Here is a 24,919-nt window from a genome sequence, read left to right as displayed (position 1 = left end):
ATGCATTAAAAAAAAGCAAGTATTTCAATTAATTACCTTAGAAATACTTGCTTTTTTTTGATTATTTCATATTTTTGCATTTGTCTTATTTTTGGAGGAATACGTATATGACTGATGAAAAGTTAACTCAGGAACAGGCTGACGAAAAGGTGATAAACGAAGCCTTTGAAGAGCTATTGGACAGATATTTGGAAAGCCGTCACAGAAAAAAAGTAGAAATCATTACAAAAGCATTCAATTTTGCCAAACAAGCGCACAAAGGTGTACGCAGACGTTCTGGCGAACCTTATATATTACATCCTATAGCAGTGGCAAGAATTGCATGCTGCGAAATAGGTCTTGGCTCTACCTCAATATGCGCCGCATTACTGCACGATGTAGTAGAGGACACTGACTATACGGTAGAGGATATTCAAAATCTATTCGGAGAGAAGATTGCCCTTATTGTTGACGGACTGACAAAGATATCAGGAGGTATTTTCGGAGACAGGGCCTCAGCGCAGGCTGAAAACTTCAAGAAGCTACTTCTTACAATGAATGACGATATCAGAGTAATCCTGATAAAGATTTCAGACCGCCTGCACAATATGCGTACACTGGGCTCCATGTTACCTAGCAAACAATATAAGATTGCAGGGGAAACACTGTATATATATGCTCCGCTGGCCAACAGACTGGGCCTGAACAAGATCAAGACTGAACTTGAAGATCTGAGCTTCAAATACGAGCATCCTGAAGCATACGCCCAGATACAGAAAAAGCTGGAAGCCACACAGGCTGAACGAGACACTCTTTTTGAAGAGTTTACGGCCCCGATAAAAGAGCAGCTTAACAATATGGGACTGAAATATAGAATACAGGCAAGAGTAAAATCACCATATTCTATATGGAACAAAATGCAGACCAAGCACATCACTTTTGAGGAAATATACGATATCCTTGCAGTAAGAATCATTTTTGAACCTGAAAATCCAGATAAGGAAGCAATTGACTGCTTCAACATTTACGTATCCATCTCAAGCATATACAAGCCTCATCCTGACAGATTAAGAGACTGGGTAAGCCATCCTAAGGCTAACGGCTATCAGGCGCTTCATGTAACACTTATGAGCAATCAGGGAAGATGGATTGAAGTGCAGATAAGAAGCGAAAGAATGAACGAGATAGCGGAACAGGGGTTTGCCGCTCATTGGAAATACAAGGAAGGTGGAATAAGCGAGGACGAAGGAGAATTAGGAAAATGGCTGCACACTATCAAGGAAATATTGGATGATCCGCAACCTGACGCGCTTGATTTTCTTGACACTATAAAGCTTAACCTTTTCGCGTCAGAGATATTTGTATTTACCCCTAAAGGCGAAATAAAGACAATGCCGCAAAACTGTACGGCTCTGGACTTTGCTTTTTCCATACATACTTTCCTCGGAAGCCACTGTATAGGAGCCAAGGTCAACCACAAGCTGGTTCCATTAAGCCATAAACTGCAAAGTGGCGACCAAGTGGAAATTCTTACGTCCAAATCACAGAAAGTACAGCCTGACTGGGTAAACTTCGCAACTACAGCCAAAGCCAAAGCCAAAATACAGGCAATACTCAGACGTGAACGCAAAGAGACACAGCAGCTTGGCGAGGATATGCTTAATGACTTCCTCAAAAATGCAAAGATTGAATTCAACGATGAGAACATTTCCAAGTTGTGTAATCTTCATAAAATAAAATCACCGGATGAGTTGATGCTGCAAATCGGACAGAAAGTTATCAAGCTGGGTGATAGCGACATTGACGAACTGAAAGAAAAGACAGTCAGCAATGGCTGGAAAAAGTTCATTCCTTTCTCATTTGGCGGAGGCAACAAGAACAAGAATGTCCAGAAGGAAACACCTGCGGCAATAAACATTGACAAGAAGAAGATTGTAAAGCTTACTCCTGATACTATACAAAAAAATTACATCATCGCAGATTGCTGCAAGCCAATACCAGGAGATGATGTTTTGGGATATATTGACGACAATAATAGAATTATTATCCATAAACTGCACTGTCCGATTGCGGCGCAACTGAAATCAAGTTTTGGAAATCGTCTGTTGGCCGTACAATGGGAAACAGGAAAGGCTCTATATTTCCCTGTCAACGTATTTGTAAAAGGTATTGATGGTATAGGAATTCTGAATAAGGTTACAGAGATAATATCACAACAACTTAATGTAAACATACACAAGTTGCATATAGAGTCTAATGATGGTATTTTCGAAGGACGAATACAATTGTATGTACACGACGTTGACGATGTAAATACAATATGCAATGACCTAAAGAAAATAGAAAATGTAAAAAGAGTAACCCGAATCGAAAATTTTGATGACGATACAACTGATTAAGTCATATAATCGAGCTCCTTACGAATACTGAGGAGCTCTTCTTTTATATCTTTAAGGCGTTCGATAATATCAACATTCCTCACTTCAAGTTCTCTCTCCTGCTTTAACCTCTGTTTAGCACCTGCCAGAGTCATACCTTTTTCCTTTACAAGATGATATACCAGCCTGACATTGTCGATGTCTTCTTTTCTATACTGACGGATATTTCCACCTGCTTTTTTAGGTGCAATAAAAGGGAATTCTTTTTCCCAGTACCTCAATAAAGATTCATTTACACCAAACATTTGTGCAACCTCACTTATTGAGTAATATATCTTCAACTCTTTATCTGTACGCAATGCCATAGAATAACAACTTAGAATCAATCATAAACCTTACCATGATTAGATGCAATTTCTACCATCTTATCATAATCTTCAGCATTCAGATCCATAAAATAATAATTGACAGGATTCATCACTTTTCCTTTCAAATGCACTTCATAATGCAGATGTGGCCCAGTACTCTTTCCTGTACTTCCTACATCACCTATAATTTCTCCCCTGACAACATTCTGACCGTTTCTCACTCTGATTTTACTCAAATGAGCATATTTTGTCACATAGCCAAAGCCATGATCCACAGTGATACAGTTTCCATAAAGTCCTTCCCATCCAGCCTTTATTACCTTACCATTACCGGTCACATATACTGGCGTTCCGACATTTGCAGAGAAATCCATACCCTCGTGAAACTTAACTGTTTTATAAATCGGGTCTATACGTGCCCCGTATCCGGAAGCCGTTCTTTTCAAATCCTTATTTGAAACAGGTTGGATGGCAGGAATACATTCAAGTATCTCGTCATGTTTTTTACACATTTCCACAACTTCATCGAACGATTCGGACTGAATATACAACTGTCTGGCAAGAAGATCCATCTTCTTGGAAGTATTGACAACCAGTCTGGAGTTCGCCATATCCATCAATTCACCATATCTGTTGGTATTTCCGTAACTTGCCAATCTAAGCCTGTCGTTTACCGGATCGGCTTGCATTATAACCCTATATAGATTGTCATCTCTCTGCTGAATCTGCTTCATCACATCAAGCGCCTCGTCAAGTCTTGTGGACAGGATATGATATTGTGCCTGAAGTTGTGAATTCTCCGTTCGCAAACTCTTTTCCGAAGGAGAACCGAAAATGAAGAAAAAGACGAGGAAACTACCTGCTCCCAATCCCATACCTACAAACAAACGCCTCAGATAACTCATTATTCTTTGGCGTAAAGTGGGATAAATACGATCGTACGTTCGTGTTTTGGGGTTGTATATATAATAAACTTTACGCATTACTATTCGTTTTATGAAAAAATAAGATACAATATATCAATATTTTGTACCAAATTTAACGACAAAAATAATAAAACAAGTTATCTTTGCAAATCAATTTTCAGAATATTAACCATCATAGAATATAAATATGTTGACAGCAAATGAAATCCGCGACTCGTTCGTAAAGTTTTTCGAGTCGAAAGGACATCAGATTGTGCCTTCTGCACCAATGGTGATTAAGGACGACCCTACACTGATGTTTACCAATGCAGGTATGAACCAGTTCAAGGACATTATACTGGGAAATCATCCTGCCAAATACAAGCGTGTGACAGACTCGCAGAAATGTCTGCGTGTGAGCGGAAAACATAACGACCTGGAAGAAGTGGGTCACGACACATACCACCACACTATGTTCGAAATGCTGGGTAACTGGTCGTTCGGCGATTATTTCAAGAAGGAAGCTATCTCATGGGCATGGGAATTCCTGGTTGATGTACTCAAGATTGACCCTAAAAACCTTTATGCAACAGTGTTTGAAGGAAGCCCTGAAGAAGGACTTGAGCGCGACAACGAAGCTGCAGGTTACTGGGCACAGTACATGCCGGAAGATCACATCATAAACGGTAACAAGCATGACAACTTCTGGGAAATGGGTGATACAGGACCATGCGGACCTTGCTCGGAAATCCATATCGACCTCCGTCCGGAAGAAGAACGCGCGGCTGTACCGGGACGCGAGCTGGTAAACCACGACCATCCTCAGGTGATTGAAATATGGAACCTTGTGTTCATGCAGTATAACCGTAAGGCTGACGGCAGTCTTGAACCTCTGCCTGCAAAGGTTATCGACACAGGTATGGGATTCGAACGTCTTTGTATGGCTATGCAGGGAAAACGTTCAAACTATGACACTGACGTGTTCCAGCCAATCATCAAGGTGATAGGCGACATGGCAGGCGTAGCGTACGGAAAAGAAGAAAAGACAGACGTGGCTATGCGCGTTATAGCCGACCACATAAGAACTATCGCTTTCTCTATAACTGACGGTCAGTTACCGTCGAACGCCAAAGCAGGTTATGTTATCCGCCGTATCTTGCGTCGTGCAGTGCGCTATGCATATACATTCCTCGGACAGAAGCAGGCATTCATGTATCGCCTTGTCCCTGTATTGGTGGAAAATATGGGTGGGGCTTATCCTGAACTGAAAGCTCAGCAGAACCTGATAGAAAAGGTTATCAAGGAAGAGGAAGAATCATTCCTTCGTACTCTTGAAACAGGTATCCGCCTGCTTGACAAAACTATGAACGACGCCAAGGCTGCCGGAAAGACTGAAATCAGCGGTGTGGATGCGTTTACTCTGTATGATACATTCGGTTTCCCGTTCGACCTTACCGAGCTTATCCTCCGCGAAAACGGACTTACTGCCGATGTGAAAGGTTTCGAGGCTGAGATGGAGAAACAGAAAGCGCGTGCGCGTAACGCTGCTGCTGTAGAGACAGGCGACTGGATTACACTGAAAGAAGGTGAGACTACATTCGTAGGATATGACTATACTGAGTATGAAACTTCAATCCTCCGCTACCGTCAGGTAAAACAGAAAAACCAGACTCTGTATCAGATAGTGCTGAGCGACACTCCTTTCTATGCCGAGAGCGGTGGCCAGGTGGGCGACACCGGTGTATTGGTAAGCGAATTCGAGACTATAGAGATTATCGACACCAAGAAGGAGAACAATCTTCCTATACATATCGCAAAGAAACTGCCTGAACATCCTGAAGCTCCGATGATGGCTTGTGTGGATACTGACAAACGCGACGCCTGTGCCGCAAACCACTCATGTACACACTTGCTTGATGAGGCTTTGCGCGAGGTTCTCGGTACACACGTAGAACAGAAAGGTTCGCTCGTGACTCCGGATTCTTTGCGTTTCGACTTCTCACACTTCCAGAAAGTTACTCCTGAACAGATCCGTGAGGTGGAACATCTGGTTAATGCGAAGATACGTGCGAATGTTCCTCTGACTGAATACCGCAATCTGCCTATCGAGAAAGCTAAGGAACTGGGCGCCATCGCTCTCTTTGGCGAGAAATACGGTGACGAAGTGCGCGTGGTTCAGTTCGGTTCATCAATAGAGTTCTGTGGTGGTACTCATGTATCCGCTACAGGTAAGATTGGTATGGTTAAAATCATTTCTGAAAGTTCTGTAGCTGCCGGTGTACGCCGTATCGAGGCTGTAACCGGTGCCAAGGTAGAGGAAATGCTTGACACTATCCAGGATACACTGGCAGACCTGAAGGCTCTGTTCAACAATGCTCCTGACCTGAAAGCGGCCATCACTAAATATATCGACGAAAATGCCGGTCTGAAAAAGCAGATGGAAGAGTTCATGAAGGAGAAAGAGGCGGCAGTGAAGGCCAAGCTGATAGAGGGCGCAAAAGACGTTGACGGCATGAAGGTGATCAGTACCGTGCTTCCGCTTCCGGCAGACGCTGTGAAGAATCTGGCATTCCAGCTGAAAGGCGAAATGGGCGGCAACCTGTTTGTGGCAATCGGCAGCGCCTACGAAGGCAAGCCTATGCTGACTGTAATGCTTGGCGAAGACCTTGTGAAAGCAGGCATGAATGCGGGTGCCATGGTTCGCGAGGCTGCCAAACTTATTCAGGGCGGTGGCGGCGGTCAGCCTCACTTTGCAACTGCGGGAGGCAAGAACGCTGACGGACTGAATGCGGCTGTTGACAAGTTGCTGGAAATGGCAGGAAGAAAGTAAGTATAGCAGTAAAGTATTAAAGAAAATAAAGGAGGTAAAGCCCGGATATGTGGCTCTACCTCCTTTTATACTTTATCACTGTATCATTTTCATTCCTCTACAACTTTATCACTTTACCTCCTCTGATACTTTACTGCTTTAATATCTTACTCTAATCCTCTTCCACTCTGCTCCACCGGCTTCATCGTCCCGTCAGGATTATAATAAAGCTTATCGACACATACCGAACGGCGTCCTATGGCTCCCTTGTGTCCGTCTATTGTAAGGACGGCATTATGATAGAACAGATACCATTCGCCGTTGAATTCGGCTATTCCCGGGTGGATGGTGAAACTGTTTTCGGCCATGCCTGTCAGTTCGCCGCGATATTTCCATTCAGTGCCCATACTGTCGGCTGTGGCATATGAGATATTCTCGCGTCCGTCGCCCATAGAGGCATAAGTGAGGTAGTATATGCCGTCCTTCTTGTGAAGCCACGGGCCTTCTACATACTGCGGAAGATCAAGGGTCATTATCTCGCCGTCAATCTCCGTCATGTTGTCCTTCAGGCGGGCAAGAAAACATGTACCGTTGCCCCAGCAGAGCCAGGCCGCGCCGTCGTCGTCAATCAGTACCGTAGGGTCGATGTCGTTCCACCAGCCGCGCTCGCCGTTGGAAGTCATGTCGTCGCTCACAAGCGGACGTCCTATGGCATCGGTGAAGGGACCTGTAGGTGAATCGGCCACTGCCACTCCCACTGCCTTGCCGGTAAAGGGCTCGCCTGCCTGTACGGTGGTGTAATAATAAAACTTGCCATTGTGTTCCACCACCTGCGAAGCCCATGCCTCGCCTACAGCCCACTTGAAGTCGGTGGGGCGGAGCACGGAGCCATGGTCGGTCCATGTCTTCATGTCGGATGTGGAGTAACAGAGCCATTCGGTGATGTTGAATTCCTTGCCTCCGGAAGCGGTGTCCTGTCCTTCGTAGAACTCGTCATGACCTACGTAGAGATACAGACGGCCGTCATATACCATAGGTGCAGGATCGGCGGTGAACTTGTCGCGTATCAGTGGATTGCCCGTAAAGGTGAATTGTTTTTCGCCTGTCTGCTTTGTGCCGCCACACGAACAGGCAATGATTGCCATAAACATGACAAACAGAGTTTCTGTAAGCTTTTTCATATGATTGTTTTTTAGATTGAACATTAATAGAGTTAGTCAAATTCCAGCCAGTCTGTTTCCGCAAAATTATCGGATATTTGAGTCTGCCGCATGGCTACAAAAAAGACTGCTGCATGGCAGGCCAGTACAGCAGTCTCAGTCTTTATAATTTAACCTAAACAAAACTTATGCTAGAATCCGGGAAGCATATCGGCCGACGGGCATGTGTAGTTGTCTATCGGAAGCTTCACTTTCTTCAGTTTCTTCAGGCTGAAACGCGGTTTCTCTACTCCTGCGGGATATTTCATGTGAGAGAATGTACGGAAATACTCCAGACAGGCGTCCTTCCACCACACGGCATCAGATGCCTGGATATCGAAACGGTGGGCCACCGCGGCATGACGCTCTGCATCGACGTATGGCGACATGTCCTTCCAAGTATCACGGAAACCGCGTGCGGCATCCACTCCTCGCTGATAGTGCAGGCAAAGCTCGTCCCACATGGTGCGGCCCGACTTCATCTCATGCTTCCATGGAACATGATGGAACCACAGAAGGAACTCATCAGGACAGCTGTCGATGCTGTTGAACACGGCAGCAAGAGAATCAGGGTATTGAGAAACGGCATCGCTGCCATCTGTGGTACGGTCGAAACCAAGACCTTCCTTGTCGGCACGATGATAATAAGTAGGAAGCCAGTCTGGACGGGCACCTTCTATCTCACACCAAGGTTCAGGACCGTAATGGTGTCCCCATGCAAATATATGGTGCAGACCGAGCGGCATCATATAGTCAACTACGGCTTCACGGCTTTGCATCATGACTTCTGTCATAGGACGGACAAAACGGCTGTCGGCAGTAAATGTCTGGGCAAGCCACTCGCGGGCTATCTCTTCCGACGAGAGAGCAGGATTCCATGCCAGACGGCCGAAAGCGTACCAGTTGGACTGTGCAAGATCGTTTCCGCACCAGTTAGTATCATCGCCAATGTTTGTCACTCCGGCAGCGGCCTTCATGTTCGAAGGGCCATAGTACGAATAGAACTCTTTCCACATCGGAGCAAGATATGCCAGATGATTGGAATGTCCCAAATACTCCTGAGTCACTTGAAACTCTACCATGAGCTGTGTGTGAGGCATGGCTCCGAACAAAGGACTGTACGGCTCGCGAGGCTGGAAATCTATAGGCCCGTTCTTTACCTGGACTATAACATTGTCGAGGAACTTTCCGTCGAGCGGTTTGAACTCAAGATATGCCTGCTTGGCACGGTCGGCATCGCTAGGACTATAGACGAATGCGCGCCACATTACTATTCCTCCGTAAGGTTTCAGTGCGGATGCCAGCATATTGGCTCCTTCGGCATGAGTGCGGTGATAATCGCACGGACCGGGCTGTCCTTCTGAATTGGCTTTCACCAGAAATCCTCCGAAATCGGGTATCATTGAGTATATCTCGTGCACTTTCTGCTTCCACCACTCTGCGACATCGCTGTTCAAAGGATCGGCAGTAGCCAGTTCGCCAAGTTTTATAGGTGTGGCAAAATTTACGGACAGATAGACCTTGATACCATAAGGACGGAAAATATCTGCCAGAGTCTTAACCTTCTTCAGATTATCAGAAGAAAGGGCCTCAGGAGAAGCATTTACATTGTTGAGAACAGTACCGTTAATACCGATAGAGGCATTGGCACGGGCATATTCGGCATATCGTGGAGATACTTTAGCAGGCAGTTCGTCCCATTTCCAGAGAGAACGTCCGGCATATCCGCGCTCTATCGTTCCGTCCGGATTATCCCAGTGATTAAGGATACGGATGTCATTCACAGGCTTCTCCTTGATATCCAGTCGGGAGCAGTCTTTACCACATGCCTGAAGACGGAGAAGATGATAGGCAGCATAAAGGAGTCCGGTTTCCGACATAGAACGCAGCACTGTTGTTCCATTCTCAACATTAATGGTATAACCATCCTTGCCAAGAGCGAAATATTCACTGTCTGCCATGAGCTGCAACGAAACTTTGCCTCCCTTCCAGAATGTCGAGAGTTCATTCTCTGCCAGACGCATGACAGGCGAATCAATGCCTTTATCTATTTGCTTACGTACAGACACTGTGTCGTAACGTAACCACAGACGGCTGCCGTCCTCCGAAAAGGATGGCAGCGCAGTGGCAGAAATAAATAAAACTAATAATATTCGTTTCAGCATGTTTATATTTTTTTAAGGTACCTAGAGACCAGTAACTAGAAACTAGTATCTCGAAATAATATCAGTATCTCTGTCCGAACTTGCTTATATCTTCACTTCCTTCAATAGTTTTAATCTTTCCGTTCTCATCATATTCAAGTTCCACCACTTTCAGGCTGCGGAGCCATGTCTTACCGTTTGAAGGAACGCAGTCATGATGGAAGAGATACCATTTGCCCTTATATTCGGCAATAGAATGATGAGTAGTCCATCCGACCACTGGAGTAAGGATCACGCCCTGATATGTGAACGGTCCGTAAGGATTATCACCGATGGCATAGCAGAGAAGATGGGTATCACCTGTTGAATATGAAAGATAATACTTGCCGTTATACTTGTGCATCCATGAAGCTTCAAAGAAACGGTGAGGATCGCCGGCTGTTAGAGGCTTTCCGTCTTCGCCAAGAATAACTACAGGGCGTGGCTCTTCTGCAAATTCAAGCATATTGTCGGCCAGTTTCACCACGCGGCCAGGCAATGCCGGTTCATCATCTGCAGGGAGGTGAGGATTCTCGATAGCCTTATTGTCACGGTAGCGCTGCAGCTGGCCGCCCCATATACCACCGAAATAAATGTAATGGCTTCCGTCATCATCGCGGAACACTGCCATGTCGATACTGTAGCTTCCGCGGATAGGGTCCGGCTGAGGGATGAAAGGGCCTTCAGGCTTGTCGCTGATGGCTACTCCCATACGGAAAATGTCATTGCGGTCCTTCAGAGGGAAATAAAGATAATACTTTCCGTCTTTGTAAGCCACGTCGCAGTCCCAAAGCTGGCGTCCTGCCCATGGAATATCCGCTACACGGAGAGCTACACCATGGTCGGTAACTTCGCCATGCATCACATCGTCGGTAGAGAGTACATGATAGTCGTTCATGTCGAAATGGTCGCCATTGTCGTTTTCAGGAATTCCTGACTCACGGTCGTGCGACGGATAGATATACAGACGTCCGTTGAACACATGTACTGAAGGGTCTGCCATATAATCGGCAGGGAAAAGGTATCTTTCTTCTTTTTTCATAACAATTCTGTTTTAAGGTTCCGCAATGAGAATGATCTCACCACGGAACACCGGTTATTATAGGATAATAAATATATTTACTTTGTTTCTTTATCTGATTCTGAAATAATCTCTTTCACGAACTCTTTAGGCTGGTAATTACGGTCAAACAGCAGAGCATAGTCTGTACGTCCCGGAACAGGGAAGTTGTTTTTCCAAGAATCGCCGTCAGTTACTCCCCATGCAGTGACGCGGATAACGAAATCGGCATGTTTCTCAAAGAGGTTGAAGAACTGCATCATTCTGTCGTTCCAAGCCTTGCTTACTGAGTCCGGCAATGCTTCCGGATAAGGATTGAGAGATTTCTTGAATGCCACAGTATCCGAAATGTTTGCGCTCTGACGGGCAGTAGGAAGCGCACTCATATCCCATTCTGTAATCATCACCTTAACGCCTGTAGCGGCAAAGGCAAGCATGCTTTCCTCGAATTCCTTAATGTCAGGATAGTCCATTCCCATATGTCCCTGCATACCCACAGCATCGATGCGCAGTCCGCGTTCCTTAAGCGAGTTCACAAGTTTAACCACTCCGTCGCGTCTGCCTTTTACGTTCATTCCATAATCGTTGTAGTAAAGTTCCACATCAGGATCGGCTTCGTGTGCATACTGGAATGCAAGAGGGATGAATTCCTCGCCAAGGATTTCGTAGAACTTACTCTTACGGTATGAACCGTCTTCCACAATAGCCTCGTTCACGACATCCCATCCTTTGATTTTTCCTTTATATCTGGTAACAACAGTTGTGATGTGTTCCTTCATTCTCTGCTTCAGCACTTCAGCCGAAACGGTCTTTCCATTATCGTCGAGAAAGAACCATTCAGGACACTGCGAGTGCCATATCAGACAGTGACCGGTGACAGTCATGCCATTCTCTATACCGAAGTTCACAAACTTGTCTGCTTCCTCAAAGTCATATACACCGTTGGCAGGATGTATCTCTTCCATCTTCATGCAGTTCTCTGCAACTATCGCATTGAAATGCTGTTTCACAATTCTTACAGCCAAGGTGTCAATACCTCCCGACTGACGTACGTTAAGAGCTGTTCCGATTAGGAATTTATCGCCTACAGCATCTTTCAATCCTTTTTCTACAGTTACAGTTGCATTGTTTCCGGCACAAGCAGCCATCATGGCACCGCACACCGATGCGGCAAAAATGTTTTTCAGTTTCATTGTATTTAGGTTTTTGTTGTTAATAATCAGTTATCAGTTATTAGTTGTCAGTTGTTAGTAATCGTTTCTGCTTCTTCTGACTTTGAGTTCAGCCTGCATCTTCTCGTTATATTCCTTGCTGATAGGATAAAAGAAGAGTGCTATCACTCCGATGAAGAAACATACTGCAGGAATAATGCTTGATGAGAGCACAATGCCGTTCACAGCCGATTCCGACTGGGCAACGCCCGAACCGGACACATATCCGAAGCCTGACAACAGGAAGCCAAGGATGGCACCACCAACGCCAAGTCCGGCCTTGAGGGCGAACACCACGCCGGCAAACACAAATCCTGTGGCACGGCGGTAGTTGACATACTCCGAATGGTCTGCCACATCGGCAATCATAGCCCAAAGCAAAGGAACAGTAGGCGCATAAGCCAGACTCTTCAGGAAGTTGAGGACAAACATAAATTCGATATTATCCTTTGCCGGGAAATAGAACATGGCAGTGAATACGGCAGTCAGGGCAAGACATACGATGAAAGTACGTTTCTTGCCATATTTGCCGGCAAGATATTCCGACAGCAGAATCACTCCGAAGAACTGTACCAGCGCTCCCAACATATTGAACACTCCGAAGCCCACCTCATAAGCCTTGTCGGGCGAGCTGACTATGAGTCCGAAAGCATTAAGGATATGATAGCCCACAGAATCAGAAGCCTCCGCAGCCACCAGTCCGATTTTGTCGAGGAAGGCATACAGGGCAACAGGATCAACATAATTCTCGAAATAATAGTTCATGGCGCTTCCCCACATGGCCAGAGTGATGAACACGAATAGCGTGAGCACAAACATGGCACGCCATGGCACACTGCTCAAAACATCCTTGATATCCTGACGGGTGTCATTCTTCTGTCCTGCCGGAGGAGTGATACGTTCCTTGGTAGAGAAGAACACCACGAGCAGGAACGCCAGTCCCACTGCTGCAAACAGCGATACCGTGCACAACCATCCGTGAGCCTTGTCGGCACCTTCGGAAAACTTGCTCACCAGCGGCAGAGTGAGTCCCTGCACAACAAACTGCGCTATTGTAGAGAACACGAACCTCACCGAAGTGATGCTGGTGCGCTCCTTTATATCAGCCGACATCACACCGCCCAAAGACGAGTAAGGAGTATTGTTGAACGAATACATGGTCATGAGCAGGGTGTAAGAGATAGTGGCATACAGAGCCACGAGCCCCTTGTCCTCGATGCCGGGATTGTAGAACGCCAGCACATAGAACACCATGAAAGGCAACGCCGTCCAAAGCACCCAAGGACGATACTTACCCCAGCGTGTGTTTGTCCTGTCCGAAAGGATTCCCACGGTAGGATCGACAAACGCGTCCGCTATACGCGCCACAAGCATCACCGTACCCGCAATGGCACCTTCCAGTCCGAACACGTCGGTATAAAACTTAGTCTGATAAATCATCATCATCTGGAAGACAAGATTTGCCGAGCAGTCTCCCAGCCCGTAGCCCACCTTCTCGGCCATGGACACTTTTTGATTAAGAATATTCATTTGGTATTAGGATTATTAGTTGTTGGTTTTCAATTATCATTTTCCGGAATTCTCCATTATCGCCTTCACGAGCCTTTCCGCCGGAGTTTTCTTGTCCAGAGGATGGATGTCGTTCCATTCGCCCGTATCGCTGTTCTTTATCAGCGTGGCGTTACCGTCTGTTTCCGCGGCCGCAGCCTGCTGTTTTCTCATCTCCGCCCAAGCCTTTCTGCCCGGATCGTCAGGAGCCAGAAAGTCCGCCAGCTCGATGATATAGAAATGCAGATTGTCGCCAAAAGTCCTGCGCCAGTCCTTCATCATGGCACAGAGAAGAGAGGAATACTCATTCCAGCGTCCCACGTTCGATTCGCCCTGATACCAAGCCACAGCCTTGAACGTGTAATCACGGAGCGGATATATCATCCCGTTATAGAGCCCCACAGGCATGTTCTGGAACGATGTAGATTGCGGAGATGCAGGCATCTGAGCCCCCACGCGGTGTTTCCATTCCCCCTCTAGGGAAATCTCCTCCCCGCGGCAGATAATCTTGTAAGGCTTCTCCCTGACGAACGACGGCACACCGCCATAGCTCACCAGACGGATGGTAACCTGATTTCTGCCCTCATGCAACAGACCGGCAGGCACCTTATATATACGCGGAGGATACTGATAGCCTGTGCTGCCCACGAAACGGCCGTTCACATACACCGAGTCGGCATCCACCATACAGCCCAGCCTGAGTACAGCCTCGCTGCCAGCCATATGAGCCGGCACTGTGAAGTCCTTCCTCAGCCAGTGCGAGCCCGCTGCCGGACGTCCGCATCTCAGGGCCCAGCCGCCGGCAAACATATCCACCTTGTCCCATCCGCTGTCGTCTATACCGGCGGCATACCACGGCTCGGTGTCGTGCATACCCGGATCGGCAGCATACAGCTGTCTGCTCCACGAAGCCTGTCTGGCACGTTCCATGCGCGATATTCCGTCAGTCAGACTCCTGTCCTCGTACATCGATTTCAGATTTATATATTCCGGAAAGTCCTTCAGTCCTTCCTCGCCTGTCCATGCTTCCACCGGAGTGCCTCCCCAGCTGGCATTCACTATTCCCACAGCCACTCCCGTGCGCTCCTGCATCATCCTGCCGAAGAAATAGCACAAGGCAGAAAATCCGGGCACATTGTCTTCCGTCATCGCCTTCCACGGCTCGCGTCGGATGCTGTCCGCCGGATGGTCGAAACGCCATGCATACGGTACCTTGAGATATCTCACGCGCGTGTTCTCATATCCGTTCACTTCCTGCGCGAAACGGTCCATAACTCTCGCCACGGTGAGTTCCATGTTAGACTGGCCCGAGCAGAGAAACACATCGCCCACCATAACATCCTTCACCTCCGTGCCGTTCACCCTCATCACATACGGTCCGCCCGCCTTCATAGGCTCCAGCTTCACCGTCCATCGTCCGTCCGCACCCGCACGCACTTCACACTTCCTGTCCGCCAGGCTGAAGCTGATTTTCTCGCCCGGAGCGGCCCATCCGCCTATGCTGAGCTCACGTCCTCGCTGCAGAACCATACCATCGGATATCAGTGGCGACATCCTGACCTCTGCCACAACATCTGCCGAAAAAGTCCATGCGGCAAGCAGAGCGATAATTACTGAATATAAACTGTGTGTATTCATGATATATCTGGTTTTAAGGCAAAGATACATAAAACCGCGCCCACCCGTATATCCGTATGATACAAAGGGTTTTGGAGAGGTAACATACGCGGGGCGCAATGTAACAAAAACTTTGCCGTATGTTACATTGCGCCCCGAAACGCCATATTTCTATGATATTGCCGACCAGTCAACATTCCTTTTTCTGATTTCCGCCAGATGTCGCCACACCACTGCATTCTCCGGTCCGGTGGCCTGCGGATCGTCGTCGATGATACGTTCGGCCACCTCGCGCACATACTGCAGCAGCTGTCCGTCGCGAGCCAGATTTGCTATCTTCAGGTCGAAAGCCACCCCACTCTGCTGCGTACCCTCGATGTCGCCCGGTCCGCGCAGCTTCAGGTCCGCCTCCGCAATCTCGAAGCCGTCGTTCGTATCCACCATAATCTGAATTCTCTTGCGCGTCTCCTCCGAAAGCTTGTATCCCGTCATCAGGATGCAGTACGACTGGTCCGCCCCCCTGCCCACTCTTCCCCTGAGCTGATGCAGCTGCGAGAGGCCGAAGCGTTCGGCGTTCTCAATCACCATCACCGAGGCATTGGGCACATTCACCCCCACCTCAATCACCGTGGTGGCCACCATAATCTGAGTCTCGCCCTGCACGAAACGGCGCATCTCCTCATCCTTCTCCGCCGGCTTCATCTTGCCGTGCACACGGCTTATCCTGTACTCCGGAAACACCTCGCACACCGTGGCATATCCGTCCTCAAGATTTCTGATATCCATCTTCTCGCTCTCCTGTATCAGAGGATAGACTATATACGCCTGGCGCCCCATGCGCAACTGCCCACGCACAAACTCATACATCGAAGCCCTGGTCGAGTCGAAACGGTGGACGGTGGTCACCGGCTTCCTGCCCGGAGGCAGCTCGTCTATAACCGACACATCCAGGTCGCCGTAGAGCGTCATTGCCAGCGTACGCGGAATGGGCGTGGCAGTCATCACCAGCACATGAGGCAAAACACTGTTCTTCGCCCACAGCCTTGCCCTCTGCTCCACTCCGAAGCGGTGCTGCTCGTCTATAATTACCAGCCCCAGCGACGCAAACCCCACAGTGTCCTCTATCACGGCATGCGTACCCACCAGGATATTCACCGTGCCCGCCATAAGATCCCTCAATATCGTCTCTCTTTTCTTCCCCTTTACCGAGCCCGTAAGCAGCTCCACCCTGACACTCATCCCGTCAAGAAAACGGCACAGCGTCTCGTAGTGCTGCGACGCCAGAATCTCCGTGGGCGCCATCATGCACGCCTGGCAACCGTTGTCCGTAGCTATGAGCATGGCCATCAGTGCGACGAGCGTCTTTCCGCTGCCCACATCGCCCTGCAGCAGGCGGTTCATCTGCCGTCCGCTGCCCATGTCGCGCCGCATCTCGCGCACCACCCTTTTCTGCGCCCCCGTAAGGCTGAAAGGCAGATACTCCGAATAAAAAGTATTGAAATTCTCGCCCACCCTGCCGAACACTATTCCGCCGAAACGGTTCCTCCTCTCGCGCGAGAAGCGCAGGATGTTAAGCTGTATATAGAACAGTTCCTCAAACTTCAGCCTGTATTGCGCCCGCCTGAGCACCTCCGGATTTCGCGGGAAATGCACATTGCGCAGCGCCTCCATAAGAGGCATAAGGCCATTGGCCGAAATAATCCCCCCGCTCAGAGTCTCCTCCACAGCATCGTCGCCAATCACCGCGAAAAGGTTCGCCACCAGCTTCTCTATCGCGCCCGACGAGATGTTCATCCTCTTCATCCTCTCCGTGGTGTTGTAATACGGCCTCAGGCCCATGGCAGAAAGCGTCACACCGTCGGCACTGTCGATGTCCGGATGAGCGATGTTCACCCTCCCTCCGAACACTGTAGGCTTACCGAACACAATATACTCCTCCCTGCACCTGTACTTTCCGCTGACGAACTTTATCCCCTGAAACCACACCAGATCCGCCACCCCCGTGCCGTCCGAGAAATGCGCCACCAGACGCCTCTGCCTTCCCTCGCCGAAAGTCTCGAAACTCAGAATCTGCCCCCTGAGCTGTATGTATGGCATCGTTCCGTCTATTTCCGATATGCGGTATATGCGGCTCCTATCGACATACTTGTACGGGAAATGATACAGCAAGTCCCTGAAGGAACGGATTCCCAGCTCCTTCTCCAGAATTTCAGCCCTGTGCGGTCCCACACCCGGGAGAAACTTGATGTCGCGCGATGACAAATCGATAATTTGGCCGGATGACAAGATTTCTATTCAGATTTATACATTTATTCCCAGACACGGCTTCGGCACAAGGCTTCCGCCACAATCAGATCAAAAGGCGTGGTGATTTTTATATTCTCCCTGTTTCCTTCCGCCAGCTCCACATCTATGCCCGCAGCTTCCACCACAGAAGCATCGTCGGTGAAGTCCTCGCTGTAGCCGCAGGCATACGCCTCCTTCAGCATGCGTGCCGGAAACACCTGCGGAGTCTGCACCAGCCTGTATTCTCCGCGCGGCACGGCGGCACTCCTTCCGTCCGGCCCCATCCTGCGCACAGAGTCCACCACCCCCGTAACAGGCACCACAGCCCGTCCGGCGGCAGCCATCGCGAAACAGCGGCGTATCACATCGTGCTTCACGAACGGACGCACACCGTCGTGAACAGCCACCACCGCATCATCATCGTCCACCAGCATGAGGCCGTTGCGCACGGAGTGAAACCTCGTCTCGCCCCCGTCGGCAATGCGGTGCGGCACCCTGAAGCCATATTCCCCGCACAGCCTGCGCCAGTACTCCTGATGGTCGCGCGGCAGAACCAGCACAATGTCCGCCGGCATCCCGCAAGTGGCGAAGTTCTCCAGCGTGCGCATCAGCACAGGCCTGCCGGCAAGGGGAATGAACTGCTTGGGCAGGTCGGCCCCCATACGCAGTCCCTTCCCCCCTGCCACTATAATGACATAGCGCTTCATCATGCGTAGAGCATACCTTTTCTCACCTCGGCAGCCTTTTCGCTACCGGCCAGCTTTTCAAGGATGGCAAATCCGAACTCCGCTGCTGCAGCCGGACCTTTGCCAAGGATGAAATTATCCACACATTCCACCAGGGCTCCCGTATATTCGGCCCCGTCAAGATACTTGTCGAAACCCGGATAGCAGGTAGCCTTCTTTCCTCTGAGCAGGCCACGCTTGCCATAAACCATAGGAGCGGCACAGATGGCAGCCAGAGGCTTGCCTGCAGAGGCAAAATCCATAATCAGCCTGTCAAGCTGCTCCGATGCGTCAAGATTAGTAGCTCCGGGAAGCCCTCCCGGCAGGATAATCATCTGAACATCGGCAGCAGAGATTTCATTTATCACTGCGTCTGCCACTATCTGAACTCCATGCGAACTTTTCACTACTTTGTCTGATGACACAGAAACTGTAATGGCATCCACTCCACCGCGGCGTAATATATCCAACGGCAACAAGGCTTCGGATTCCTCGAATCCCTCAGCCAAAAAAATCATTGGTCTCATGATATTCAATTAATTCAATTAAAAATTAAGAATTAAGAATTAAAAATGATATTCAATTAAAAATTAAAAGTCAATGAAGTTAACTGAAAGTCAAGAATAAGCAGACGACTTCATTATCAGCTTCGCAGACCGTTGGTTAATTATTAATTTTTCATTATTAATTATTAATTCCCTTCATCTAAGTCTGAAATAATACGTTATAGTACCACTTTGATTGTCCGGTCCTTCCACAGCGTTGAAACGCGCTTTTTTCGCCGCATCCTCGGCAGCCTTTCTCAATGCAGGGTTAACCGTATTCGTACGCTTGTTTATGCTTGTGCTTATCACCTGTCCTGCCGGGTTCACCACTATTGTCACCACCACGCGGCCCTCTTCCTGCACATTATATACCGGCACCGGCAGTCCACCCTGTCCCAGGCTACGTCCGTTCAGATCGAAAGTACCATATCCTCCCATACCAGCCGTGCCGCCTGTCGTGCTGTTTCCGTCCGGTCTGCCTTGCACTCCCGTACCCGATGCAGCCGTTCCCTTACTGCCCATCTGTGCTCCCTTTCCGAAAGCTCCGGCAATTTTGTTTGCAGCAGCCTGGGCAGCAGCTTTCTCAGCCTCGGCACGTTTCTCGGCCTCAGTTTTTTCCTTTACCGCTTCAGGTTTTTCTACTGTTTTCTTCTCGGGAGTATCTTTTTTTCTGGTTTCAGTCTTTTTCTTTTCTTTCGGCTTCTCTTCCTTCACCTTCAGCGATGGCTCATCCTGTTGTGTTATCATAGGTTGTTTCACCTCCGGCTGCGGTTCCGGCACACTAGGAGTTTCAGGCTGTGGCTCGCTGACAACATCCACTTCGGTCATAGTATAAGGATCCGAGCTTCCTTGTGCCAGGTCGGTATTTCCCATCATAACAGGCACACCTCCCTCTTCCTGCTTTTCCGGCACAGCCAGACGGAGCAAGACCAGCAACACAACCACAAGCACATGTACAGCCAGTGTTCCTATAATTCCTGTCAGTTTGCTTCTTTTCATTTTTTATCCGGCCTACGTGTGGCCAACACCATTTTAAAATGATTTTCGTTTGCAATATTCAATATGCGCACAATCTCCCTGTAAGGGACAGACTCGTCGGCATAAAGCGCCACATACATTTCAGGCTCCCTGGCGGCACAGTCCTGCAGAAAACCTGTCACCTCGTCTATAAACAGAGGCATCTCGTCCTCATTGCCGAAAGCCCCGTAATAATTCAAATTCTTGTCAATGATAATTCTTGCCATAGGCTTTGCCGATGTCTGCTGTGATCCCTGAGGGAGCAGCACCTTTATGGCATTTGGCGAAACCATGGTAGAAGTAATCATAAAAAATATCAGCAGCAAGAATATCAGGTCCGTCATCGACGACATGCTGAATTCCGGCGATATCCTTTGTCTTCTTTTCAGCGCCATGATATTATTTTTCGTTAGGTTCGTTCAACAAATCCATAAAAGCCATAGTGCGTGCCTCCATCTGGCTCACCACCTTGTCTATCCTATAGACCAGATGATTATAGGCAAACATCGTCACGATACCAACCACCAGACCACCCACCGTGGTTATCATAGCCTCGTAAATACCACTCGACAAAAGTGTAATGTCAATGTTATTACCCGCATTTGCCATATTCCAGAATGCCTGTACCATACCGGTGACGGTTCCAAGGAATCCCAACATCGGAGCACCACTGGAGATGGTGGCCATTATGGAGAGTCCGTTCTCCAGCTTTGCCACCTCAATATTTCCCGTATTCTCGATAGCAGCCTGCACGTCTGCCACAGGGTGCCCCATACGCGTAATACCTTTTTCAATCATCCTCGCAGCCGGAGTATTCGCTATGCGGCAATAGTTGATGGCCGATTTCACCTCACCCGTGCGTATATAGTCGCGTATCCTGTCCATAAACAGAGGATCTTCCTTTGCCGCACGGCTTATGGTGAAAGCACGTTCGAAGAAGATATAAAATGCTATGACCGACATCAGAGCCAGTACAGCCATTATCCATCCGCCCTTCAGGGCCATATCCCAAAGATTCATTTGCGGTTCGCCATCTACCACCGGAGTCAGAACCGGATTGGCACCCGCCATTGTGTCGGCAGCCATCTGTGCAGCTGCCATTAAAGTCATTGTAATCATAATTTAACGAAGGCAGTTTTTATATTCTTCAATAGTTTTCTTCAATCCCAGATACAGGGCATCGCACACCAAAGCATGACCTATCGACACTTCATCCAGCCATGGAATGTTCTTGTGAAAATACTCCAGGTTTTCCAGGCTCAGGTCGTGTCCGGCATTAAGCCCCATTCCCAGCCTGCGAACAGCCATGGCAGCTTCCACAAAAGGAGCTACAGCTTCTTCACGATTCTTTTTGTAACCCGACGCATAAGGCTCAGTGTATAGCTCCACTCTGTCTGCTCCGGCACGCGCGGCATATTCTATCATCTCAATATCTGTCCCCACGAAAATGGAAGTTCTTATTCCCGCTTCGCCAAACCTGTCCATCAAATCGGACAGAAAATCCAGATTGGCTTTTGTATCCCATCCTGAGTTCGATGTTATCTGGTCCGGAGCATCAGGCACAAGCGTCACCTGGTGAGGTTTGACTTTCAGAACCAAGTCTATAAAATCGTCCGAAGGATATCCTTCAATGTTAAACTCTGTTCTAAGCAACGGACGCAATGCATATACGTCGCTACGTCTGATATGACGTTCGTCAGGACGGGGATGTACAGTAATTCCTTCGGCACCGAATGCCTCACAATCCATTGCAACTTTCTCTACATCAGGGTTATTACCTCCACGGGCATTACGTAAAGTAGCAATCTTGTTTATATTAACACTTAGTTTGGTCATAATGAATGATTTTTATATCTTTGCATATCAGAATGCAAAGTTAGCAGGTTTTATTATAAACCAACTAACATACAGGTTAAAAAAGATTGATAATAAGCTACACTCTATGCAAAAAGAAATGAGATTTGCTATTTTCGGGAATACATATCAAGAGCACAAATCAGCGCATGTGGCTCATTTACTTAGTATTCTGAGAAAGAAGAATGCAAATATATGCATAAGCCATGAATTCTACGAATTTCTAAGAATACACACACAAACAGATTTAAGCGGTCTGGAAATATTCGACGGTAATAATTTCACAGCAGACATGGCTTTAAGCATAGGAGGTGACGGTACTTTCCTGAAAGCAGCAAGTCGCGTTGGGGAAAAAGAAATTCCTATATTGGGAATAAATACAGGACGTTTAGGCTTTTTAGCTGCTATCTCACCGGATGAAATGGAAGAAACATTTGACGAAATATATCAAGGGAAATTCATAGCAGAACCGAGAAGAGTTTTAAAACTGACATGCGAAAACAATATTCTTAAAGGAAATCCATATGCCCTTAATGAAGTTGCAGTATTGAAAAGAGACAGTTCATCAATGATTACCATTAAGGCATATGTAAATAATGAATTACTTAATATATACCAGGCTGATGGTCTGATTGTGGCAACACCTACTGGTTCTACAGGATATTCGTTAAGTGTAGGAGGTCCTATAATGGTACCACAAAGTGGAACTCTCTGCATAACACCAGTAGCTCCACATAGTTTGAATGTCAGACCAATTGTCCTACGCGATGATTGGGAAATAAAACTTGAAGTAGGAAGTCGCAGTCATAACTTTCTTATATCTTTAGATGGAAGAAGTGAAAGTTGTCATGAAGAAGCAATACTTATAATAAAAAGAGCTAGCCACTTTATAAAGATAGTAAAACGCTACAACCATACTTTTTTCAATACACTAAGAGAAAAAATGATGTGGGGAGCAGATAATAGAATCTAATAATCAGATATTCCATATATACAAAATAGCATGTGAAATTATTTAGATGTTTCATATGCTATTTTTATTGGTGCAAATTCCATACGTTTATCCTTGTTCAATTTCAAGATCAGAAATCTAGAATCCCTCAGATTTTTACGTTGATCCGTTTTCCGTTGTTCATCCGCAACCTTCGTGTAGAGAAAATCCAAAGCTTATAAACGCAAAAAATCCCCGAAGTATCTCTACCTCGAGGATCTCTCATATAAGACGGCGACTACCTACTCTCCCACAATATGCAGTACCATCGGCGTGACGAAGCTTAACTTCTCTGTTCGGAATGGGAAGAGGTGGAACCTTCGTGCTATAGTCACCTGAATTTCTTTTTATATCAGGTCTTGCATGAAGCACAAACTGAAAAACCAATCTGTCTCAAAACTAATTCTGTTTCAGTGCTAAACGTATATAACATCCTTAACGTGTCACGTGACAATGAAAGTTGACGGGCAATTAGTAATGCTCGGCTTTGCTGTCTCCAGCTTTACACCTGCATCCTATCAACGTCATCGTCTATGACGACCCTCAAGAAATCTAATCTTGTGGCCGGCTTCGTACTTAGATGCTTTCAGCACTTATCCGATCCAGACTTAGATACCCGGCAATGCACCTGGCGGCACAACCGGCAAACCAGAGGTCTGTCCAACACGGTCCTCTCGTACTAGTGTCAGAGCCACGCAAATTTCATACGCCCACGATAGATAGAGACCGAACTGTCTCACGACGTTCTGAACCCAGCTCGCGTGCCACTTTAATGGGCGAACAGCCCAACCCTTGGGACCTTCTCCAGCCCCAGGATGTGACGAGCCGACATCGAGGTGCCAAACCACTCCGTCGATATGAGCTCTTGGGAGGGATCAGCCTGTTATCCCCGGAGTACCTTTTATCCTTTGAGCGATGTCCCTTCCATACGGAAACACCGGATCACTATGCTCTAGTTTCCTACCTGATCGACTTGTCAGTCTCCCAGTCAAGCACCCTTTTGCCATTACACTCTTGGGCCGGTTACCGATCGGCCTGAGGGTACCTTTAGAAGCCTCCGTTACGCTTTTGGAGGCGACCACCCCAGTCAAACTACCCACCAAGCAATGTCCTTCNGAAGTTAGAACTCAAACAAACGAAGGGTCGTATTTCAACAGCGGCTCCACGAACACTGGCGTGCCCGATTCATTGCCTCCGACCTATCCTACACATCGCGTGCCCAAATTCAATGCTAAGCTATAGTAAAGGTTCACGGGGTCTTTTCGTCCCATCGCGGGTAATCGGCATCTTCACCGATACTACAATTTCACTGGGCTCACGGTTGAGACAGTGTCCGGATCATTACACCATTCGTGCAGGTCGGAACTTACCCGACAAGGAATTTCGCTACCTTAGGACCGTTATAGTTACGGCCGCCGTTTACTGGGGCTTCAATTCAATGCTTCTCTCATCGATGACATCTCCTCTTAACCTTCCAGCACCGGGCAGGTGTCAGGCTGTATACATCTACTTTCATATTAGCACAGCCCTGTGTTTTTGTTAAACAGTTGCCTGGACCTATTCTCTGCGCCCTCTCTTGCGAGGAGGGACCCTTTATTCCGAAGTTACAGGGTCAATTTGCCTAGTTCCTTAACCGTGATTCACCCAAGCGCCTTAGTATATTCAACCCGACTACGTGTGTCCGTTTGCGGTACGGGTACCTCCAACGTTAAGCTTAGCGGATTTTCTCGGCAGTCTGATTACCCACACTATCACCGCTTCCCGAAGGAGTTGGTGTACTCTCAAGTTCGACTCTTCCCGTGGATTTGCCTGCGGGAATCAACGTCTACACTCTTTAACCGGCTATTCCGTCAGCCGGCGGTGGTGTCACTGCTGCGTCTCCACATCGCCATTGGAGGTAGTAACGGAATTTTTACCGTTTCTGCCATCGGTCTCGCCGTTCGGCTGAACCTTAGGTCCCGACTTACCCTGATCCGATTAGCGTTGATCAGGAAACCTTAGTCTTTCGGCGAGGGGGTTTCCCACCCCCTTTATCGTTACTTATACCTACATTTGCTTTTCCATACGCTCCAGAGTGGCTCGCGCCACGCCTTCAACGCAGAATGGAATGCTCCCCTACCAATTGGAAACAATTGCCTTGCGGCCATTGTTCAATTCCATAGCTTCGGCAGACAACTTCATACCCGATTATTATCCACGCCAAATTCCTCGACTAGTGAGCTGTTACGCACTCTTTAAATGAAT

At 47.8% G+C, this 24,919-nt stretch carries 18 protein-coding genes and 2 rRNA genes; 3 read left to right on the top strand and 17 right to left on the bottom strand.

The genetic code is table 11. The features are described from left to right. Nucleotides 1-107 precede the first annotated feature (107 nt). On the top strand, nucleotides 108-2,378 hold the full coding sequence (locus OCV82_RS11275; RefSeq protein ID WP_154044481.1) for a RelA/SpoT family protein: 2,271 nt from the start codon (nucleotides 108-110) through the stop codon (nucleotides 2,376-2,378). On the opposite strand, the gene OCV82_RS11270 is transcribed toward OCV82_RS11275, so the two are convergent. Both OCV82_RS11270 and OCV82_RS11265 read right to left on the bottom strand, forming a co-directional pair. Beyond that, complete coding sequence (locus OCV82_RS11270) at nucleotides 2,375-2,722, bottom strand: MerR family transcriptional regulator (RefSeq protein WP_154044480.1); 348 nt, start codon at nucleotides 2,720-2,722, stop codon at nucleotides 2,375-2,377. The genes OCV82_RS11275 and OCV82_RS11270 overlap by 4 nt on opposite strands. 17 nt (nucleotides 2,723-2,739) lie before the next feature. Then, nucleotides 2,740-3,708, bottom strand: coding sequence for a M23 family metallopeptidase (locus OCV82_RS11265; RefSeq protein WP_154044479.1), 969 nt, complete (start codon nucleotides 3,706-3,708; stop codon nucleotides 2,740-2,742). 130 nt (nucleotides 3,709-3,838) lie between these two features. On the opposite strand from OCV82_RS11265, the gene alaS reads away from it, so the two are divergent. Next, nucleotides 3,839-6,460 carry an alanine--tRNA ligase gene (gene alaS / locus OCV82_RS11260; protein WP_154044478.1) on the top strand — a complete coding sequence of 874 codons (2,622 nt, stop codon included), beginning with the start codon at nucleotides 3,839-3,841 and terminating at the stop codon, nucleotides 6,458-6,460. Between the two features lie 146 nt (nucleotides 6,461-6,606). On the opposite strand, the gene OCV82_RS11255 is transcribed toward alaS, so the two are convergent. The 13 genes from OCV82_RS11255 to OCV82_RS11195 form a co-directional block, all read right to left on the bottom strand. Further along, nucleotides 6,607-7,590: a glycoside hydrolase family 43 protein gene (locus tag OCV82_RS11255; RefSeq protein WP_154044525.1), complete on the bottom strand. Its 984-nt coding sequence runs from the start codon at nucleotides 7,588-7,590 to the stop codon at nucleotides 6,607-6,609. Between the two features lie 200 nt (nucleotides 7,591-7,790). After that, nucleotides 7,791-9,803, bottom strand: coding sequence for an alpha-glucuronidase (locus OCV82_RS11250; RefSeq protein ID WP_154044477.1), 2,013 nt, complete (start codon nucleotides 9,801-9,803; stop codon nucleotides 7,791-7,793). A 61-nt stretch (nucleotides 9,804-9,864) separates the two neighbouring features. Then, a complete protein-coding gene (locus tag OCV82_RS11245) occupies nucleotides 9,865-10,863 on the bottom strand; it encodes a glycoside hydrolase family 43 protein (RefSeq protein WP_154044476.1) in 999 nt (332 codons plus the stop codon). A gap of 77 nt (nucleotides 10,864-10,940) precedes the next feature. Beyond that, complete coding sequence (locus tag OCV82_RS11240) at nucleotides 10,941-12,074, bottom strand: endo-1,4-beta-xylanase (RefSeq protein ID WP_154044475.1); 1,134 nt, start codon at nucleotides 12,072-12,074, stop codon at nucleotides 10,941-10,943. 54 nt (nucleotides 12,075-12,128) lie between these two features. Continuing rightward, the gene (locus OCV82_RS11235) at nucleotides 12,129-13,622 is read right to left on the bottom strand and encodes an MFS transporter (protein ID WP_154044474.1); all 1,494 of its coding nucleotides are present in this window, start codon (nucleotides 13,620-13,622) and stop codon (nucleotides 12,129-12,131) included. A gap of 36 nt (nucleotides 13,623-13,658) precedes the next feature. Further along, on the bottom strand, nucleotides 13,659-15,278 hold the full coding sequence (locus OCV82_RS11230; RefSeq protein ID WP_262543562.1) for a sialate O-acetylesterase: 1,620 nt from the start codon (nucleotides 15,276-15,278) through the stop codon (nucleotides 13,659-13,661). A gap of 150 nt (nucleotides 15,279-15,428) precedes the next feature. Beyond that, the gene (gene recG, locus OCV82_RS11225) at nucleotides 15,429-17,528 is read right to left on the bottom strand and encodes an ATP-dependent DNA helicase RecG (protein ID WP_154044523.1); all 2,100 of its coding nucleotides are present in this window, start codon (nucleotides 17,526-17,528) and stop codon (nucleotides 15,429-15,431) included. Nucleotides 17,529-17,566: 38 nt separating this feature from the next. After that, the gene (locus OCV82_RS11220) at nucleotides 17,567-18,250 is read right to left on the bottom strand and encodes a 2-C-methyl-D-erythritol 4-phosphate cytidylyltransferase (protein ID WP_154044522.1); all 684 of its coding nucleotides are present in this window, start codon (nucleotides 18,248-18,250) and stop codon (nucleotides 17,567-17,569) included. Beyond that, nucleotides 18,250-18,795: a DJ-1 family glyoxalase III gene (locus OCV82_RS11215; protein ID WP_154044473.1), complete on the bottom strand. Its 546-nt coding sequence runs from the start codon at nucleotides 18,793-18,795 to the stop codon at nucleotides 18,250-18,252. Before OCV82_RS11215 ends, OCV82_RS11220 begins: the two co-directional genes overlap by 1 nt. 174 nt (nucleotides 18,796-18,969) lie before the next feature. Next, complete coding sequence (locus OCV82_RS11210; RefSeq protein ID WP_154044472.1) at nucleotides 18,970-19,812, bottom strand: TonB family protein; 843 nt, start codon at nucleotides 19,810-19,812, stop codon at nucleotides 18,970-18,972. Continuing rightward, the gene (locus tag OCV82_RS11205; protein ID WP_154044471.1) at nucleotides 19,809-20,225 is read right to left on the bottom strand and encodes an ExbD/TolR family protein; all 417 of its coding nucleotides are present in this window, start codon (nucleotides 20,223-20,225) and stop codon (nucleotides 19,809-19,811) included. Before OCV82_RS11205 ends, OCV82_RS11210 begins: the two co-directional genes overlap by 4 nt. Nucleotides 20,226-20,229: 4 nt before the next feature. Further along, entirely contained in the window at nucleotides 20,230-20,949 is a 720-nt protein-coding gene (locus tag OCV82_RS11200; protein WP_154044470.1) for a MotA/TolQ/ExbB proton channel family protein, read from the bottom strand. Nucleotides 20,950-20,952: 3 nt separating this feature from the next. Further along, complete coding sequence (locus OCV82_RS11195; protein WP_154044469.1) at nucleotides 20,953-21,666, bottom strand: pyridoxine 5'-phosphate synthase; 714 nt, start codon at nucleotides 21,664-21,666, stop codon at nucleotides 20,953-20,955. Nucleotides 21,667-21,772: 106 nt separating this feature from the next. Between OCV82_RS11195 and OCV82_RS11190 the strand changes: the two genes are divergently transcribed. Next, nucleotides 21,773-22,657 (top strand): NAD kinase, encoded by an 885-nt coding sequence (locus OCV82_RS11190; RefSeq protein ID WP_154044468.1) that lies wholly within the window; start codon nucleotides 21,773-21,775, stop codon nucleotides 22,655-22,657. Between the two features lie 247 nt (nucleotides 22,658-22,904). Here OCV82_RS11190 and rrf read toward each other — a convergent pair. Both rrf and OCV82_RS11180 read right to left on the bottom strand, forming a co-directional pair. Then, nucleotides 22,905-23,014: ribosomal RNA gene (rrf, locus tag OCV82_RS11185) — 5S ribosomal RNA — on the bottom strand. 111 nt (nucleotides 23,015-23,125) lie between these two features. Beyond that, a 23S ribosomal RNA gene (locus tag OCV82_RS11180) occupies nucleotides 23,126-24,919 on the bottom strand; the annotation flags it as partial.

The organism is Bacteroides cellulolyticus (assembly GCF_025567135.1).
Lineage (GTDB): Bacteria > Bacteroidota > Bacteroidia > Bacteroidales > Bacteroidaceae > Phocaeicola > Phocaeicola cellulolyticus.
The sequence above is the reverse complement of the archived record's forward strand: the minus strand, read 5'-3'. Positions and strand labels throughout refer to the sequence as shown.